Source organism: Candidatus Accumulibacter meliphilus (genome assembly GCF_036625345.1).
GTDB classification, from domain to species: domain Bacteria; phylum Pseudomonadota; class Gammaproteobacteria; order Burkholderiales; family Rhodocyclaceae; genus Accumulibacter; species Accumulibacter meliphilus.
The window spans coordinates 167984-185157 of record NZ_JAZKTZ010000010.1 but is presented as its reverse complement, the minus strand read 5'-3'; the positions used below and the strand labels follow the sequence as shown (position 1 = coordinate 185157).

Below are 17174 nucleotides of genomic sequence, written 5' to 3'. Positions count from 1 at the left end.
CAATGCCTTGTGCACCAGGCGCATCAGACGGCTCCAGTCGCTGCTGGCGGGGGCGGGGGTGGCGGCGTCGGCCATCAGCACGACATTCCAATTGACCTTCAAGACTGCGGCCTGCTGGCGCAGGGCCTTGAGCATGAGCGCCTCGAAACTCAGCCGCTGACGGCCGAAGCGGCGCAGCAATTCGGCTTCGACAGGGTGCGCCAGCCGCGGCTCGACGGTCAGCACGAGAAGGCCACCCGCCTTTTGCGCATGGGCGAGGCGTTCTTCCAGCTTTTCTGCCTCGATGGCAGCGGCGGAGGTCTCGTTGGCGCCAGCATCCGCTGCCGGCAAGGCGCGTTCCATGGCCGTGGTGGCGCGGGAGTATTGCGTGGTCGTACCCGCCGACGGGCCGAGCGCTTGCGTCGAGGGCAGGTAGCCCGGACCGGCCGGGGCATCGTCGCTCCACACCAGCAGCGCCCCGACGTCGGCCAGCAGTGTGTCGAGGAGTGGGCGGCGCGGCAGCGGCTGTGCTTCCGGGTAACGGCCGGCAACGCGATCCTGCACGTCCTTCGGCTTGAGAAAACGCACCCCCATCAGCGCGCCGAGCGACTGGCGCAAGGCCAGAGAAGCGGCCATGCCGCGCGGATAGATTTCCTGCCGGCTGGACAGCGCCGCGCGCAGCGCTGCGGCGGTGGCCAGGCGCAACAGGCGCTGCGCCGAAAGCGCCGGATTGGCCTCCGGCGCGGACACCGACTGCAGGGTTTCGAGGGCTCGCTGCGGGGTCAGCAAGGGTTCGGCTTGCGCACAGGCGTCTGCCGACGCGCCGAGCCGGCGGGCGTATTCGGCGAGTTCTGCGGAAACGGCGATCAGCGGCAGGGGGCGGTGCTCGAACTCCTGAAAACGCAGACGCTCCAGATGGGCTTCGGCTTCGCAACAGGCGCGAACGACGGCGGTGGCCAGACGCATCCGCTCGGCGTCGTCCTGCGACGCGCAGCCACGCATGGCGAGCAGCGCCGACGCCAGCTCGGGTACCGTCATCACCCCGCCCTGGGTGGAAAGCAGGCTTTCGAAGTGGTTGCGCAGTTCGGTGAGCTGCGGCGTTTTCAGCCAGCGCTCGCGGGCTTTCAGCAAGGCGGCGGAAAGCTCGTTGCGGTCGATCGCCAGTGCGCTGGCGGCAACGCCCAGCGGCGTCCACAGGGGCGATGGCGTGCATGGGGTCGAAGCTTCGGCCTCTTCCAGGCCGAGGTAGATGGCCAGTGCGGCTTCTTCGACACGATCGTCGCCGGCCGGGCGACGTGGCAGCAACTGCGCGGCCAGCTCGTTGACGCTGATGGCGCCGGCCGCGGCCGCATCGTCGTCGACCTCGTGCAGCGTTGGGCGGCCTTGCACGAGATCCGGCCGGATGGCCGCCAGCGCTTTGGCCTTGAGGCGGATTTCCTTGCGGATACGATCGCCGACGCCGCGCAGATAGCGGAAGCGGACGCGATCGACGGCCAGCAACTCGCGCGCGTTGTGGATGGCCATCGCTTCGAGCACGTTCTGCGCTTCGACGCTGTAGCCGAGTTCGGCCATGTTGGTGCTGGCGGTGGCCAGGCGCGCGACGGCTTCGAAGGGGTCAGCCGACTGCTGGCCTGCCGACGCGCCCGCCTCGAAAATGTGGCGCCAGTCGCGCAGCATCTCTTCGGCATTGTCGAAGCGCTTCTGCGGATTGCGGTTCAGCGCCTTGGCGAAGAAGGTGGTGAAAGCGTCGCGCAACAAGGGGTCGAAACGCTCGCTGGCCAGCGTCGCTTCGCAATCGAGCATCGACGGCTGTGTCTTGCCATCGCCCCAGCGCGGCAGCACACCGGTGAGCATTTCGTGCAGGGTGACGGCGAGCGCAAAGCGCTCCGCCTGCAGGTCCCAGCGCGCCGGTTTGCGCAGCGAGAGGAAGGGGTCGAGGTAGGGGTGGGTGCCGGCGGCGATGTTTTCGGCCGAGCTGCTGGTAAGCGAGAAATCGAACAGCACCAGTTGCAGCTTGCCGCGGGAGCCGGCCTGCGACATGCCGATGTTGTCGGGCTTGATGTCGCGGTGGGGGACGCCTTGCTGGTCGAGGTAGTCGACCGCCTGAATCAGCTGTTCACCGAAACGTTGCAGCAGGTCGAGCGACGGGCGGGCTTCTTCGCGGATGCCGAATGCCAAGGTCTTTTCGCCGGCCTGGTGCATGAGCAGTGCCGTCCGACCATTGACGGTAAGCGTGCGCTGCCACTCGACGATGTTCGGATGACGAAGCTTGGCGAGCGCTTCGCCCTCGGCGCTGAGACGGTCATTGAGGCTAGCGTCGAGGGCGACCTTGAGGATCAGCTCTTCGCTTCTGGCGTCCTCGCGGACCAGCAGCACGTCGGCCGACGAGCCCCGGCCCATTTTGCGGATAACCGTGAAGCCGCCTTCGATGCGTTCGTCGGGTTTGGCACCGGCCGGATCGACGGTGGCCTCGGGCTCCGGAGTGGTCAGTTCATCGACGACCTTGTCGAGATCCTGCAGGAACTCGTCGATGCTGCCGTAGCGGCCCATCACGTCGGGATGGGTGCTGTACTGGATGAGGTCCTGCAGCTGCTTGCCGCAACCGTCCAGCACATCCGACAGGCGCAGGCCCTGGCCGATACGCAACTTTTCGGCGAGATCGAGCACCGAGCTTGCCGGCGGCCGGCCGGAGAAGACGTGATAGCTGATCGCACCGAGGCTGAAGACGTCCAGGCTGGGGCCGTGCTGCGCCTCGGACTGCGAGGTTTCCGGAGCCAGATAGACCAGGCCGGGGTCCTCGACATACTCCTCGACGTGCATGGTGCCACCGACGGTGCGCCGCGCCGGATCGACGCTGTCGCTGCCTTGCGTGCCCTCGCGCGTGCCCGTCTGCCAGTTCATGATGCGCGGCCGTGGCGTTGCGCCGGCGACATCCTGAACGAGGATGCTCTGCGGACACAGGGCGCGGTGGTAGAGGCGCTTCTGGTGGGCGTGCTTGAGCGTCTCGGCCAGGTCACGGACGATCTGCAGGCGCTGGTCTACGTTGAGCAGTTGGCCTCTCTCGCGCAGCAGGAAGTCGAGCCGGATGGCCCTGGGGTCGTGATCGAAGATCAGCGCCGGGCCGAGTTCGCTGTCCTGGTAGTCCTTGACCTTGACGATGCCGGGGTGATCGATGCCTTCGAGAATCTGGAACTCGCGCTGCGCCTGGCGAACCAGCGACTTGCGCGCATCGGCAGTGGCGGCAGCAGCGACCGTGTAGACGCGAATACGCCGGCGCACGGCCTCCATCGCGGTATGCGTGCCTTCCCAGTCCTGGTAGGCGCCTCCTTCCGACAACAGCGCGCCGAGCTGGTAATCGGCCACCTTGCGATGCTTGTTCGAAGGCCTGATGCCGGCCTCTGCCATGGCCCGGGCGAGCACGCGGGCGTGTTGATGATCGACGCGGCTGAGCTGAATCGCGCGGCCACTGGCGGTTCCGTTTTGTAGCGCGTCGATGATCCCGGTATCGGACTCGCTGTCCGGCTGACCGCGGAGATAGGTGCCCGAGCGGGCCGTGCCACCGAGTTTGCAGTCAAGGCTGGTGGCCGACAGGAAGATCAGCGGCTCGACAAAGGGCAAGCGCAGCTTCGCCTTGAATACCGATGGCTGCCGCCGCAACAGGCTGGCCAGTCGCTTCGACTTGCGGTTGGCGAGGATCAGCGGGTTGTCGTAGGCCCGTTCACGACCGTCGGTGACCCACAGCCAGGTGTGCGCGTCGCCCGTGACGACGCCGGGCCGGCTCTTGATCTCGATGAGGAAGAGACCCGCCGGCGTGAGGATCAGCGCGTCAACCTCGTTGACCTTGCCCTCCTCGTCGATGAATTCAAAGTTGGTCCAGGCGTGCCAGGGTTCGCGATCGGGAAGCTGCTTGCGCAGCCAGTCCAGTGCCTCGCGCTCCCAGGCGAACTGCGACTGGGCGACGGCCTGCCAGCGACTGAGGCTCATGGGCATTCAGGTCGCTCCGGCAGTCGGCAGGTTGTCGTTTTGCGGAGGCTCGTCCGGAACGATTTCCAGCAAATCACCGAGCCCGCAGCCGAGGGCCGTGCAGATTCGCTCCAGCGCGGCGAGATCGACCCGGGTCGCCCGATCGCGCGTCAATGCAGCCACCGTGCTGCGATTGACGTGCGCCAGCCGCGCCAACTCGGTCGTTTTCAGCTGGTGGCGGCGCATCAGTTCGACGAGGTGGCAACGGACCATGAAATCTCGATTTATGGCGGGGTGCTGCGCAGAGTAGCACAGCAACCCTCAGCAGTGGCACCTCGCGGCCGTTCGACAAGCCGAAGTCCGGGCGAATCGCCGTGAAGGTGATCAACCAACTGGGAGACGAGGTGATGAAGGTAGTGAAGGTAGTGAAGGTAGTGAAGGTTTGATATTTGCTGCCGGATGATGGCTCCAGGCATATCTAACGAATAAGGATAGATCGTGCGCAGCCACGATCTGATCCGTTTGTTGGACGAGCCCGGGCCGGAGGGCTGAGCGCCCCTTCTGCAAATATCTTTGGCTCATTATGGGTTTCGGGTTGTTAGCTGAGGAGCAACCCCAAGAGGGATTCGAGAAGTCGCTTTCCGCGATTTTTGGCGTTGTGAACGAACTCGAAGAAGCCGAGGTAGAGAGGAAGACTTTCCTGGGAGATGCCGCGGTGAGGCCGCAGCCAGGAGCGCAGCAAGGACCAGAAGCCCTCGATGGTGTTGACGTGAACCTCATGGAAGCCGTCGCCGTCTTCATCGCGGGCGTACTCGCGGGCGCTGTGGCAGACGGTCTTGTGATTGTAGCCCCACTCAGGCAGACGGCCGTAGATGTCATACTCGTCGGTCAGCACTAGGGTGCCCGGCGCGATGGTGGCCTGGATCAGCGGTTGTATCATGACTTGGCGGACGTTTTCGAGCATGCGGATGACGACTTGACCGCCGCGCTGGATCATGCCGAAAACCGGAGGCTTCTCCTTGGCAAGCGTGCCGCGACCGCGAGCCCCCTTCAGGCGGTTTCTGCGGCCCTTACGGTGTTTTTTTTACTGCCAAAGGATGTCCCTTGTGCTCCGCCACCACATAGACCTCGTCACACTCAACGGTTCCCTGGAGCGCTGGGGCGGGCTTGCGACTGACTACCCCTTCTCGAAGTTGGGTCGCCATCTTCTGAACGTCGTCCTTGTTGAGGCCCAGTTCCTTGCCGATTTGCGTGTTCGACAGGTTCAACCCCATGAAATACAAACACAAGATCCAAGTGCGCAAGGGTAGGTGATGCCCTTCGAAGATCGTGTCGGTTAAGTCGTCAAAGTACCTTTCACAGGACTTACAGCGGTACCTCTGGCGATGTTCCTGGGTCTCATCGCGACCAAACTTGATAACGTGCTCGTCCGCACAATGCAGACCTCCCGGAACTTCGACTCAGACGCCCCGCTAACCGCATGATTCAAAGGCGTTATCGTCGTTTTTTGGACGTTCGCCAGGCCGGGAACGGAAAGCGTTTATTGGACAACACGGCCTATAGCCTATTGTAAATACGCAATAAGAAGTGCAATAAGCATAAATCTCATGCTAGAATCGCGTCAGGCAGCGGGGACCTGGGGGTGAGGGGTGACGCAGAGCGAGTTATTGGAACCAGCGGTTAAGCAGGAAGGCCGTTTCGACTTGGGCAGAGGCTATTGTCTGCACCTTCCGCGTGGCCCTCGCAGCCAGGGTGACCTTTATCATCATGGCAGTCTGAGCAAACGGGTGAATCTTGCCGACAAGGCCGAGCGGCGCCTCCTGGTGGTTGAGTTATTACAGAGGAAGCTGAACCAGACGCGCTTGGCCGAGGTGCTCAATCTCAGTCGCCAGACGCTCCACAACTATCGCGAGTGCTATCGGCTATTTGGGGTGACCGGCCTGCTGCATGGCTATAGTCCGAGCCGCAGCGTGAGCGAAGAACGGCAAGGTCGGCTGCATGTTGACAAACGCCGCCCCGGCTCCAAGGCCCGCGAACTCGAAGCTTTGCGGCGTGCCGAGAAGCGGCTGACCGCGGAAGTGACCCAAGAGGAACTCGCGTGGGATGGCGAAGCCGCGGCGCGGTGTGCGCTGGAGGAAGCGCCCCTCGAAGAGGTCGTGCGTGTCGATCAGCCGAGCCGCCAGACAGTCGCGGAGCAGGCCTCACCGGAACAGGTTCCCGCCGCAGTGATCGAGCTTCCCTATGCGGAACACCATGACTGGGAAGCCAGCCGCTATGCCGGCATTTTCCCTGTCTTGCTGGTCCTGATGAGCCAATGGCAGTGGATGCAACGGCTCTCCCAGCTGTTCGGGAACGGTTGGCGCATCTTCCAGGTGTTCGTGCTGATGGCGGTGCGTAACATCCGCTCCATCGAGCAGCTCAAACATGAGCGGCGCGAGGAGGCGGGACGGCTCCTGGGCTTGGGGCGGCTACCCGCTCTCGACACGCTGTGGTCCTGGTTCCATGACGTCGCCGGCAAGTCTCGGGCCGGTGCGCTGCTGAAGGCGTTTTTTGCCGATCAGATCCGCTGCGGCCTGGTCGCCACCCGGCTGTGGTTTACGGACGGTCATCTCTTGCCTTATACCGGACAGGACAAGGTGCATGCGGCCTGGAATACACAGCGGCGGATGCCGATGCCCGGACAGACCAATCTGGTCACTTGTGACGAACAGGGGCGCATCGTCTATTTCGACATTCAGGAGGGCAAGGGAGACCTGCGCGCCCAGATTCTGAGGCTTGGCGAGTATGCGCGACAACAGTCCCTGGGAACCCCGCCGGTACAGGTCTTCGACCGTGAGGGCGATGGGCTGGGCTTTTTCAGCGAACTCGTGCGCCGCCGCACCCCCTTCATCACTTGGGAGAAGAACGCCAATCCTGCGCGGCTCAGGGCCTTGCCGGCCGCAGACTTCACGCACAGCGTGTCGATGAACGGCACGGATTATCGCCTGCTCGAAGAGACCAAGGCGTGCCTCTACCCACCTAAAACCGATCCCGATCCCGATCCCGATCCCGACACCGGCATGGCCGAGCTGGCGCATACGTTCGACCTGCGTCGGGTGGTGTTGTGGAATTTGCGTACCAATCACCGCATCAGCGTGCTCTGCTGGGACGCTGACCTTCAGTGGTCGCCGCAAGAGGTGCTGACCGCGATGCTCAGTCGCTGGGGCGCCTCGGAGAACACTTTCAAACACATCAAGGGGCGTCATCCCTATCATTACCATCCGGGTTTCGGCTTGGCCGAGAGCGACAAACAGGACATCGCCAATCCCCAGATCAAAGGGCTTGCGCAGCAGATTGCGAGCACCCAGGGCCATCTCGCCAAGCTTTACAAGCAACAGGCCAAGACTCAACCCAGCTTCAATCGGGACGGAAGTGAGCGCCACAACAGTCGGCATCGGCGGCTTGCTGCGGCCATCGCCGTGAGCGAAACGCAACTCAAACAACTCCAGGCTGACAAGGCTCGCTTGCCCGAGCGCGTCAATGTCACGGGGCTGTCCGATTACCGCTCCTTCAACGCCATCGATAACGAGGGCAAGAATCTCTTCGACTTCGTCACGAGTTCCGTATGGAACGTGCGCCGCCAGCTTCTCGATTGGCTTGACGACAGCTATGCCAAGGATAGCGATCGGGTGGACCTGCTCTATGCGATTTTCAACTGCCATGGCTGGGTACGCAGTGACGAACACTGGGTGGTCGTTCGCCTGGAGCCGCTACAGCAACCCGCACGCCGTTATGCCCAAGAACAGCTGTGCCGTAAGCTCACTGGTCTCGGCGCCAGGATCCCCGGCGGAAAATGGCTGCGCATCGAGGTCGGCCAGTCTCCGCTATGAGACGGCCTTCGCCGACCTACTGTCCAAAATTAGACCACGTTCCCCGGGGATTCCGGGAGGTCTGCAATGCGGACAGCGAACACCCTCTGGCCAGCGCAGGTCCCGAACGACTTCGAAGCACTTGGCATCGTTGATAAGGTCCTGGATTTTAACCAGCCCAGTGCTGGCAGTGTGCGTCGTGTACATGCCCCTTTCTCCTAGGTGTTCCTTCCCAGGAGAGCATACGGAATTCCTTGGGCGTTGTCTAGTGCGCCTCTAACGTCGCTTTCGTTGCGCACCAACCTGGAATCCATAATGAGCCTTTTTTTTGACCAGTTCATGACCCGCATCCACGACGATTTGGTTGATCTTGTTCAGCAGTTCCGGCGTGAATAAGGTGACGTTGTCCTTCAGTGTTTGGTGGTGGTACGACGTCGGGTCGAACAACCCATGCCCGAGCATCTGCCGAATGGTGTTGTGCTGATTGACCAACTCATGCAGACGGTCGTAGTCGATGTTCAGGTCAAGCCGGATCACTCCGCAGACGAAGATCGACCAGAGCGTCATCCCGGGACGCCCCGTCCGTTTGTCGACCTTCGGGGCCATGTCTGACTCAAGCAACTGGAAGAGCTTTGCCCGCTTGTCTGGATCTTGGTAGAGGTACTGCAAACCTCGCAGAATCTGCGGGATGTCGTCGCGCGACTTGGCGTCAAGAATAATATGGGAAACATCGACTTCGCCAATGTGCATCTGGGTATTCTGGACAACTCGCATCGCTTGTCTCCAAAAACTCGCTTGTTTGTACTCTTCGGTAACCGCAATTATAATGCCTTTGGTCTACCCGTGACGGGCCTTTCAAAAAAGAACGAAGATTATTTCCGCTGCCGGATTGATGACCAGTTCTGGCACGAAGATCTCTACCTATTTGTCCTCAGAAGCCCGAATTTCGATGATTTCACCACAAATCATCCTGTGGCTATCAATTCTTCATCGCTCGGAAATCCGCCCAAGCCCTTGCTACTGCTCGGATGAAGGGGTTTTCGGTCACGCACTATCTATTTCTTTGGCGACAGCCTTACCGACGTCGGTAACGCCACTGCACTCTACGACCAACTAACGTCCGGAACCGGAACGCCCCCAACCATCCCGGGACCTCCCTACGATCCACAAGGCCGTGGCAGCAACGGCAAGTTGTACGCTGACATCCTTGCGGAAGGACTAGGTTTTTCGGCAACGCCCTCCGTACTCGGAGGGAACGACTTCGCCTTTGGCGGCGCGCGCACGCGTTACCAGATTTTCGGCTCACCGTTCCAGGGCATTCTGGAACAGGTGCAGACTTTCATTGCGCAACCTGGCGCCGCGGATAGCGGCGCCTTGTACGTCCTCTGGGGAGGATCGAACAACCTGCAGGACATCATTCTTGGCAAGACGGAAGACGTGAACGGGAATCCAATTCCTGGCATCGCGGCAACGCTCGCTGATCTCGCCGGCGCCATCGAGGCTCTCTATGGCGAGGGGGCAAGACAGATCTTGGTGCCAAACGTCGCCAATCTCTCCTTGGTACCGCGCGTACGTGAGTTCGGATCAGCGGCTCAGGCTGGGGCAGAGGCGTTGAGTGCCGGCTACAACGCCGGACTGGCGAGCACTTTGAGCACCATCGAGCAAGCCTACACAGACCTGGATATCATCCAATTCGACACTTTCGCGAATCTTGACGAAATCGTCGCCAATGCCGTCCACTACGGCTTCACCAACACCACCGACCGCTGCTACACCGGCGATGACACGGGCTTTACGGGCGGTGGAACGGTTTGCGCGAACCCTCAGGAGTACTTGTGGTGGGACGGCATCCACCCGACCACCGCGCTGCACACCCTACTTGGCCAGCGCATGCTTGCTGCAGTGCCGGAACCAGGAACCCTGCTGCTGATGGGTTTGGCGCTGGCACTTGGCTTCGCGCGGCGCCTTGGGGGATAGAAGAAAGGGGAAAGCGGGGGAACCGCCGCCCTTCCTCCCTTCGCCTCTCAGCCGCCGGGAGCGAGCGGGTTGCGGCAAGGGACTGCCGATATTGCAGGCACACGCCCTCGGCGCTGCAACAACGGGCATCAACAGCGCTGCCGGCTACGCGCAAGCAAAAGCAACGCGCTGGCCAGCGCAGTCAGCGAAACAATCGGCAGAGCGAGAAGGTTGAGCGTCGCCCAGCCACCGCCGCTGATCAACAGGCCGGCAGCAAATGAGGTCAGCCCCTGTACGCCAAGAACGATGAAGTCGTTGCTGCCCTGCACTTTTGCTTTCTCCTCGGGGCGGCAGCTTTCGATCAGCAGCGTCGTGCCGCCGACGAAGAGGAAATTCCAGCCGATGCCGAGCAGCAGCAAGGCCCACCAGAAGTGCATCAGACTGACACCGGACAGCGCAACACCAATGCACACCAGGATCAGGGCTGCACCAACGAGCAGCACAACGAGCACGCCAAAGCGCTTGATCAGGTGACCCGTGAAGAACGACGGGGCGAACATGCCGATCACGTGCCATTGCAGGATGAAAGCGGTGTCGGCGAAAGGCAGACCACAGATATCCATCGCCAAGGGCGTCGCCGTCATCAGCAGGTTCATGGTCGCGTAGCCGCAAGCGGCAGCCAGGACGGCGACGATGAATGTCGGCTGGCAGGCGATCTCCGCGAACGGGCGCCCGGCAGCCTGTTGTTCGCGAACAGCCGGCAAGGGAATGTCGAGCCGGCTGGCGATCAGCATCGCCAGCGCGGCAAAGGCGGCCAGCGCGGCGTAGCTCGCCAGGTAGGTCGGGTGCAGGAGATCGCGCGTCAGGACGCCAACCTGCGGGCCGATGACGCCACCGACAATGCCGCCGGCCAAGGTCAAGGAAATCGCCTTGCTGGTCCAGTCGGCCGGCGCCGCGTCGACGGCGGCAAAGCGATACTGCTGGCCAAACGCGTTGTAGACGCCGGCAAAGACGGTTCCCAGGCACAGCAACCAGAAACTCGCGGCGACCACGGCCAACGCCGACAGCAACGCGCCAGCAATCCCGAAAGCTGCGCCAAGCATGAAACCCGCGCGCCGCCCATGGCGCTTCATGAACAGGGCCGCCGGCACGGCGGCCAGCGCAGCACCGATGACGTAGGTGGTGATCGGCAGTGTCGCCAGGCGCTGGTCGGTCGCAAGTTGCAAACCGAGCAGGCCATTGATCGCCACCAGGGTTACCCCGTTGGTCAGCAGCAAGGCCTGCGCTGCCGCCAGCAGACCTATGTTGCGTCGATAGTGCGGTGCAGCCACCATCGCCGCAGTCATCGCCACGGAGCGCCTCTGCGAACCACCGGCAAATGGCTCAAACGGCTCGCCGCGCCAGCCCTTGCCCAACAACGCCCCCGCGCCGCGACTGCGCTGGACAGCGCCCGCTTCAAGCGATGACGCCGCCGCCGAGGCAGACCCGGCTTTCGTAGACCACCACCGACTGGCCCGGCGTGACGGCCCACTGCGCTTCGGCAAAGCGGATCTGGCAGGAATCGGCGTCGATGCGCTCGATTTCGCAGGCGGCGTCGGCCTGGCGGTAGCGCGTCTTGGCGGTGTATACCCAGTGCGTGTGCGCGGCCGTGCCAGCGACCCAGGAGAGGTCCTCGGCGCGCAGTTCATCGGCCATCAGCGCCGCATGCGCATGGCCCTGCACGACGTAAAGGGTGTTGCTGGCAATGTCCTTGCGGGCCACGAACCAGGCGTCGTGGTCGCCGCTGTCACCACTCTTGCCCCCTTTGACGCCGCCGATGTGCAGGCCTTTGCGCTGTCCGATGGTGTGATAGGCGATGCCATCGTGCTCGCCCAGCAGGCGCTCGTCTTCGAGGCTGCGAATCTCGCCTTTCTGCGGTGGCAGGTAGCGCATCAGGAACTCCTTGAACGGCCGCTCGCCGATGAAGCAGATACCCGTCGAATCCTTCTTGAGGGCGACGTGCAAGCCGGCCGCCTCGGCCCTCTTGCGCACTTCGCGCTTGTACAGGCCAGCCAGCGGAAACAGCGTCTTTGCCAACTGCTGCTGATTAAGGCGATGCAGGAAATAGCTCTGGTCCTTGGTACCGTCCTCGGCCTTGAGCAACTGGAAAGCCCCGGCAAACTCGCGCACGCCGGCGTAGTGACCGGTGGCGATACGATCAGCACCGATGCTCAGTGCATGCTCGAGAAAAGCGCTGAACTTGATCTCCGAGTTACACAGCACGTCCGGATTCGGCGTGCGACCGGCCTGGTATTCCTTGAGGAAGTGAGCGAAGACGCGCTCCTTGTATTCGGCAGCAAAATTCACCACTTCGACATCGATGCCAATCATGTCGGCAACGCTCATCACGTCAACGAGATCCTGGCGCGACGAGCAATACTCGTCGCTGTCGTCGTCCTCCCAGTTCTTCATGAACAGGCCGAGCACGTGCCAGCCCTGCTCCTTGAGCAGCAGGGCCGCGACCGCCGAATCGACCCCACCGGACAAGCCGACGACCACTGTCTTTGCCTCTTTCATGCCATCGCCTTTGCTAGCGTTCAATATTCGGGCCCTCGCCACGGCTGTTCAGTACGGTAGTCAGCTGCGCCCGGTCACCCTCGTCATCCTGGTCGTCCTGGCCATCGAACCAGTTCTGCAGGCCGATCACCACCGCTGGCTGCCCGTTGTCGCGAAACCAGCTATCGACGACATAGCGCGGCCGCGCGGCGCCCGCATTTGCTTGCTTCGCCGCAGCAAGCGTGCCGGCCGCCGGATCGATCACCGCAATTTCTTCTATCTGTGCCGAATAGTGCACCGCGAACAGATAGCGGACGCGCGATACCGGCTCCAGGACACGATGGAAACGCAGCCAGCCGCGCGCTTCCAGCAGGTGCAACAGACGTGTGGTCGTGGTCGAGTGGTCGATGCAATCCATCCGCCCGTAAACCCCCTCGTCGGCCGCGTTGCCGCCACGATCGGCGGCGATCGGCGTCTGCCGGCCGGCCCAGCCAAGTAACCAGCCAATCGTCAGCGACAGCTTCTCGCGCTCCTCCGCCGCGTTTTGTGCGCTGCCGAGAAGGGCCTGCACCTGCGCCAATTGTGCGTCGACGAAATACACTTTGGACTGCGCCAGACAGCCGTAGTTGTAACAGACGCTGATCGTCTCGCCAGCGCTTGCGGGTGCCATCGCCGCCAAAAGCGGCAGCGCCAACAGCCATTTCATGAGCAATGGGTCAGCAGTTCCAGTGGATAGCGCTTGCCCGCCAGCCAGTCCTCGATGCAACGCAGCACCAGCGGACTGCGATGCTGCGCCTGCAGCGCATGGATCTCGGCAAGGGTCAGCCAGTGCGCTGCCAGGATGCCAGTGTCAAGCGGTCGACCGGGATCATGAGCGAGAATCTCGCCGCCGAAACTGAAGCGCAGGTAGGTGACATCGCGGGCTTCGTTGCGGCAGTTGTACACGCCGAGCAGGTATTGCGGATTCAGGGTATAGGCGGTCTCTTCGAGCGTTTCGCGGATCACCGCATCAAGCAGCGATTCGCGGCATTCGAGGTGGCCTGCCGGCTGGTTGTAGCAGACGCCGTACTCCGTTTCCTCTTCGACAAGCAGGAAGCGGCCATCGCGTTCGAGCACCGCGGCGACGGTGACGTTGGGTTTCCAGACCATTCGACAAGCCTTGCGGGTAGGGACAACACGCCATTTTACCGCCAACCGTGAGGCGAAATCGGCTAAACTTTCCGTTTCAGTATTTCCAGCAAAGGGAGAGCAAACCATGTCCATGGCGGATCGCGACGGATTCATCTGGCACGACGGCAGGCTGGTGCCATGGCGCGAGGCAACGACGCACGTGCTGACCCACACCCTGCACTACGGGATGGGCGTCTTTGAAGGCATCCGCGCCTACAAGGCCGACAAGGGCACCGCCATTTTCCGTCTCGAAGAGCACACCGACCGGTTGTTCAATTCGGCGTACATTTTTCAGATGAAAATGCCTTATGACAAGGAAACCCTGCTCGAAGCGCAGAAGGAAGTGGTCCGCGCCAACGAACTGGAGTCGTGTTACATCCGGCCAATCGTCTTCTACGGTTCCGAAGCCATGGGCATCGCCGCCACGGCGGTCAGTACGCACGTGGCCATCGCCGCCTGGCCGTGGGGCGCCTACCTTGGTGCCGAGGGCATGGAAAAAGGCATCCGCGTCAAGACCTCTTCATTCACTCGCCATCACGTGAACATCAACATGTGCCGTTCGAAGTCGGTCGGCACCTACACCAACTCGATCCTCGCCCATCAGGAAGTGGCGCACGACGGCTACGACGAGGCACTGCTGCTCGACGTCGATGGCTATGTCGCCGAGGGCGCCGGCGAGAATATTTTCATCGTCAAGCGCGGCAAGCTGTATACCCCGGACCTGACCTCCTGCCTCGAAGGCATCACCCGTGCCTCGGTGCTCGAACTTGCTGATGAACTGGGCATTCCGGTGATCGAAAAGCGGATCACGCGCGACGAAGTGTATTGCGCCGACGAAGCCTTCTTTACCGGCACCGCCGCTGAAGTGACGCCGATTCGCGAACTCGACAATCGCCAGATTGGTGCCGGCCACCGCGGGCCGATCACCACCCGCATCCAGAGCCTCTACTTCGACTGCGTGAACGGCCGCATTCCGGCGCATGCAGACTGGCTCGCCTACGTCTAACCCAGTTTGCAAGGTCGCCACCATGCCCCAGAACATCCAGCAGAAGCCCATCGCGATCAGCGCCAAGGATTTGCCCCTGCATTGCCCAACCAGTGACGCACCGCTCTGGGCTCGCCATCCGCGCGTATTTCTCGAAATCACCCACACCGGGGAGGCCGTCTGCCCGTACTGCAGCGCGCACTACGTGCTGACCGGCGAATTGCCAAAAGGCCACCACTGATCGTCGCGGCTGCCGGCGACGGATAGCCGACTGAAGCAAGGCTCATGAAAGCACTGATTGTCGCCCCGTCGTGGATCGGCGACACGGTTCTCGCACAACCGCTATTCCGGCGGCTGCACGAACGCACGCCAGGCCTGCAGCTTGACGCACTCGCGCCACGCTGGGTGGCCCCGGTCCTGGAGCGCATGCCGGAAATCACACAGCTTGTCGACAGCCCCTTCGCCCACGGCGAATTGTCGCTGAAAGCACGTCATCGTCTGGCGCGCCAACTGGCGACGGCCGGCTACCAGCGGGCCTACGTCCTGCCCAACTCACTGAAATCGGCGCTGGTGCCATTCTTTGCCGGCATTCCCGAACGCATCGGCTTTGTCGGCGAGAAGCGCTACGGGCTGATCAACCAGCGCCATACGCTCGACAGGACTATGCTGCCGCAGATGGCGGAACGTTTCGCCCAACTCGCCGAAGCCCCGGGCGCTCCGCTACCGCGACCGCTACCCTTGCCGCGACTGACTTCGAGCCGCGAACAAGGCGCCGCAACGCGCGCCGAACTTTCCATCGACCGCCCCGAAAAGCTGGCGGTTTTCTGCCCCGGCGCCGAATACGGCCCGGCCAAGCGCTGGCCGGCACGCCATTTCGCGACCTTGAGCGACGCACTGGCAGCACGTGGCTACGCCATCTGGCTGCTCGGCTCAGCAAAAGACCGGCCGATCGCCGACGAGATCACCAAACTGGCCGATCCGGCCAGCGCGCCACATAACTTTTGCGGCAGCACTTCGCTGCGCCAGGCGATCGACCTGCTGGCCGCGGCCTCTTTCGTCGTCTGCAACGATTCCGGCCTGATGCACGTCGCTGCCGCCCTCGGCCGCCCGCTGATTGCCGTTTATGGCTCGTCGTCGCCCGGCTTCACGCCGCCGCTGTCGGAGCGGGCGCAGGTCATCAGCCTCGAGCTTGCCTGCAGCCCCTGCTTCAAGCGCGAATGTCCGCTCGGCCATCTCGACTGCCTGAACAAGCTCGAGCCGCAGCGCGTGCTCGACGCCTGCCTGTCGAGGAGCACGGCATGATCGCCACCTTCGCCAGCCCGGCTGACGTCGAAGCGGCCTTTTACGACGCCATCGCCCGCGCCGATCTGCGTGCCCTGATGAGCGTCTGGGCCGACGACGAAGACATCGTCTGCATCCACCCGACCGGCCAGCGGCTGAGCGGCACAGTGGCCATCCGTGACAGCTGGCGCAGCATTTTCGCCAACAACGCACGCCTGAAAGTGCGCCTGTCGCGCGTCCTGCGCTGGAACAGCATGCTGCTGGCGGTACACAATGTCGTTGAAACGCTGTACATCGGCGACGAGGAAAAGGCACATGGCCCGATGCTCGCCACCAACGTTTTTCAGCGTGGCACCAACGGCTGGCGCCTGCTCGCGCATCATTCGTCGACCGCCGCCGATCGCGACCTGGCCGACAAGCGCGCCGGTGAGCGCGAGGAAACCAGCCCACGGGTTCTGCATTGACCGGCTACCCTGCGCCTTCCTGGCTCCCGGGCGGTCATGCCCAGACCATCTACCCACTGCTCATCAAGTCCCCTCCCCCGCGCTATCGCCGCGAGCGCTGGCAGACGCCCGACGATGATTTCATTGACCTTGACTGGAGCGATCCGCGCCCGCCGTGCCTGGCGCCGGAGATTAGGACCAACGCTGCGACCAACTCTGCGCCGCTGATGGTACTGTTTCACGGCCTCGAAGGCAGTTCGGCCAGCCACTACGCAAGCTCGCTAATGCACGCCACCGCAGCCATCGGCTGGACCGGCGTGGTGGTGCATTTCCGCGGCTGCTCGGGCGAGATCAATCGCCTGCCGCGCGCCTACCATTCCGGCGACAGCGACGAGATCGACTGGATTCTGCGCCGCCTGCAACAGCTCTTCCCGCACCGCCCACGCTACGCCATCGGTGTCTCGCTAGGTGGCAATGCGCTGCTCAAATGGCTCGGTGAACGCGAAACGGCTGCCGCCAACTGTCTGCGTGCAGCGGCAGCAGTCAGCGCCCCGCTCGACCTCAGCGTCTCCGGCCACCATCTGGCACGCGGCTTCAACCGCCTCTATACCCGGCACTTCCTGCACACGCTGAAGCGTAAGGCAGCCGACAAGCTGCGCCGTCACCCCGGTATTTTCGACGAGCGACGGATGCGTGCAGCCAGCAATCTGCACGATTTCGACGATGAAGTCACGGCACCACTGCATGGCTTCAGCAGTGCCGACGACTACTGGCGACGCGCTTCGAGCAAGCCCTGGCTGGCCGGCATCCGCCTGCCGACGCTGCTGCTCAACGCGCGCAACGACCCTTTCCTGCCCGAGCAAGCGCTGCCCACTGCCAGCCAGGTAGCGGCCAGCGTGCAGATCGAATTCCCGGCACAGGGCGGCCATGTCGGCTTCGTCGCCGGCCAGCCGCCGGGGCGCCTTGATTGGCTGCCGCAGCGCCTTCTTCACTATTTTCAGAACGAGGTTTGAA

Annotated in this window: 15 protein-coding genes and 2 pseudogenes; 8 read left to right on the top strand and 9 right to left on the bottom strand. The window is 62.8% G+C overall.

Translation table 11 applies throughout. From position 1 onward, the window contains the following. From pglW to V5B40_RS19740, 3 genes and pseudogenes are all read right to left on the bottom strand, one after another. A partial coding sequence (gene pglW, locus V5B40_RS19750; protein WP_332356093.1) for a BREX system serine/threonine kinase PglW occupies positions 1–3969 on the bottom strand: 3969 nt, incomplete at its 3' end. After that, positions 3970–4215 (bottom strand): helix-turn-helix domain-containing protein, encoded by a 246-nt coding sequence (locus V5B40_RS19745; RefSeq protein ID WP_332355338.1) that lies wholly within the window; start codon positions 4213–4215, stop codon positions 3970–3972. 325 nt (positions 4216–4540) lie between these two features. Continuing rightward, a pseudogene (locus tag V5B40_RS19740) lies at positions 4541–5393 on the bottom strand (IS1595 family transposase); the annotation flags it as partial. 336 nt (positions 5394–5729) lie between these two features. Between V5B40_RS19740 and V5B40_RS19735 the strand changes: the two are divergent. Then, positions 5730–7811: a helix-turn-helix domain-containing protein gene (locus V5B40_RS19735; protein ID WP_332352703.1), complete on the top strand. Its 2082-nt coding sequence runs from the start codon at positions 5730–5732 to the stop codon at positions 7809–7811. Here V5B40_RS19735 and V5B40_RS19730 read toward each other — a convergent pair. Next, the gene (locus V5B40_RS19730; RefSeq protein ID WP_332356092.1) at positions 7806–7997 is read right to left on the bottom strand and encodes a transposase; all 192 of its coding nucleotides are present in this window, start codon (positions 7995–7997) and stop codon (positions 7806–7808) included. The two genes, V5B40_RS19735 and V5B40_RS19730, sit on opposite strands and share 6 nt — an antisense overlap. Positions 7998–8114: 117 nt before the next feature. After that, positions 8115–8564, bottom strand: a pseudogene (locus tag V5B40_RS19725) (ISNCY family transposase); the annotation flags it as partial. On the opposite strand from V5B40_RS19725, the gene V5B40_RS19720 reads away from it, so the two are divergent. Both V5B40_RS19720 and V5B40_RS19715 read left to right on the top strand, forming a co-directional pair. Beyond that, entirely contained in the window at positions 8511–8822 is a 312-nt protein-coding gene (locus tag V5B40_RS19720) for a hypothetical protein (RefSeq protein WP_332356102.1), read from the top strand. The pseudogene V5B40_RS19725 and the gene V5B40_RS19720 overlap by 54 nt on opposite strands. 21 nt (positions 8823–8843) lie before the next feature. Next, positions 8844–9767 carry an SGNH/GDSL hydrolase family protein gene (locus V5B40_RS19715; protein WP_332356101.1) on the top strand — a complete coding sequence of 308 codons (924 nt, stop codon included), beginning with the start codon at positions 8844–8846 and terminating at the stop codon, positions 9765–9767. A 128-nt stretch (positions 9768–9895) separates the two neighbouring features. Here the strand turns inward: V5B40_RS19715 and V5B40_RS19710 are convergent, their stop codons facing one another. From V5B40_RS19710 to V5B40_RS19695, 4 genes are all read right to left on the bottom strand, one after another. Next, positions 9896–11092 (bottom strand): MFS transporter, encoded by a 1197-nt coding sequence (locus V5B40_RS19710; protein ID WP_332356100.1) that lies wholly within the window; start codon positions 11090–11092, stop codon positions 9896–9898. A gap of 109 nt (positions 11093–11201) precedes the next feature. Continuing rightward, positions 11202–12302 carry a tRNA 2-thiouridine(34) synthase MnmA gene (gene mnmA, locus V5B40_RS19705; protein WP_332356091.1) on the bottom strand — a complete coding sequence of 367 codons (1101 nt, stop codon included), beginning with the start codon at positions 12300–12302 and terminating at the stop codon, positions 11202–11204. A gap of 13 nt (positions 12303–12315) precedes the next feature. Further along, on the bottom strand, positions 12316–12987 hold the full coding sequence (locus tag V5B40_RS19700) for a hypothetical protein (protein WP_332356090.1): 672 nt from the start codon (positions 12985–12987) through the stop codon (positions 12316–12318). Further along, a complete protein-coding gene (locus V5B40_RS19695; RefSeq protein ID WP_332356089.1) occupies positions 12984–13430 on the bottom strand; it encodes an NUDIX hydrolase in 447 nt (148 codons plus the stop codon). The genes V5B40_RS19700 and V5B40_RS19695 overlap by 4 nt, the downstream gene beginning before the upstream one ends. Positions 13431–13536: 106 nt before the next feature. Here V5B40_RS19695 and V5B40_RS19690 point away from each other — a divergent pair, with 106 nt between their 5' ends. From V5B40_RS19690 to V5B40_RS19670, 5 genes are read left to right on the top strand one after another with little or no spacing between them, the layout of a single operon-like run. Then, the gene (locus tag V5B40_RS19690; protein WP_332356088.1) at positions 13537–14457 is read left to right on the top strand and encodes a branched-chain amino acid transaminase; all 921 of its coding nucleotides are present in this window, start codon (positions 13537–13539) and stop codon (positions 14455–14457) included. A 22-nt stretch (positions 14458–14479) separates the two neighbouring features. Next, entirely contained in the window at positions 14480–14677 is a 198-nt protein-coding gene (locus V5B40_RS19685) for a zinc-finger domain-containing protein (protein WP_332356087.1), read from the top strand. A 44-nt stretch (positions 14678–14721) separates the two neighbouring features. Beyond that, positions 14722–15738 carry a lipopolysaccharide heptosyltransferase II gene (gene waaF, locus V5B40_RS19680; RefSeq protein ID WP_332356086.1) on the top strand — a complete coding sequence of 339 codons (1017 nt, stop codon included), beginning with the start codon at positions 14722–14724 and terminating at the stop codon, positions 15736–15738. Then, positions 15735–16181: a YybH family protein gene (locus tag V5B40_RS19675; RefSeq protein ID WP_332356085.1), complete on the top strand. Its 447-nt coding sequence runs from the start codon at positions 15735–15737 to the stop codon at positions 16179–16181. Before waaF ends, V5B40_RS19675 begins: the two co-directional genes overlap by 4 nt. After that, positions 16178–17173, top strand: a complete 996-nt coding sequence (locus tag V5B40_RS19670; RefSeq protein ID WP_332356084.1) for a hydrolase — start codon at positions 16178–16180, stop codon at positions 17171–17173. The genes V5B40_RS19675 and V5B40_RS19670 overlap by 4 nt, the downstream gene beginning before the upstream one ends. Position 17174 lies beyond the last annotated feature (1 nt).

Excerpts from the sequence above, each read along its gene's own strand:
- V5B40_RS19745 (WP_332355338.1), bottom strand. The coding sequence starts at position 4,215 with ATGGTCCGTTGCCACCTCGTCGAACTGATGCGCCGCCACCAGCTGAAA.
- V5B40_RS19730 (WP_332356092.1), bottom strand. The coding sequence starts at position 7,997 with ATGTACACGACGCACACTGCCAGCACTGGGCTGGTTAAAATCCAGGAC.
- V5B40_RS19720 (WP_332356102.1), top strand. The coding sequence starts at position 8,511 with ATGGGAAACATCGACTTCGCCAATGTGCATCTGGGTATTCTGGACAAC.
- V5B40_RS19710 (WP_332356100.1), bottom strand. The coding sequence starts at position 11,092 with ATGACTGCGGCGATGGTGGCTGCACCGCACTATCGACGCAACATAGGT.
- mnmA (WP_332356091.1), bottom strand. The coding sequence starts at position 12,302 with ATGAAAGAGGCAAAGACAGTGGTCGTCGGCTTGTCCGGTGGGGTCGAT.
- V5B40_RS19700 (WP_332356090.1), bottom strand. The coding sequence starts at position 12,987 with ATGAAATGGCTGTTGGCGCTGCCGCTTTTGGCGGCGATGGCACCCGCA.
- V5B40_RS19695 (WP_332356089.1), bottom strand. The coding sequence starts at position 13,430 with ATGGTCTGGAAACCCAACGTCACCGTCGCCGCGGTGCTCGAACGCGAT.
- V5B40_RS19690 (WP_332356088.1), top strand. The coding sequence starts at position 13,537 with ATGTCCATGGCGGATCGCGACGGATTCATCTGGCACGACGGCAGGCTG.
- V5B40_RS19685 (WP_332356087.1), top strand. The coding sequence starts at position 14,480 with ATGCCCCAGAACATCCAGCAGAAGCCCATCGCGATCAGCGCCAAGGAT.
- waaF (WP_332356086.1), top strand. The coding sequence starts at position 14,722 with ATGAAAGCACTGATTGTCGCCCCGTCGTGGATCGGCGACACGGTTCTC.
- V5B40_RS19675 (WP_332356085.1), top strand. The coding sequence starts at position 15,735 with ATGATCGCCACCTTCGCCAGCCCGGCTGACGTCGAAGCGGCCTTTTAC.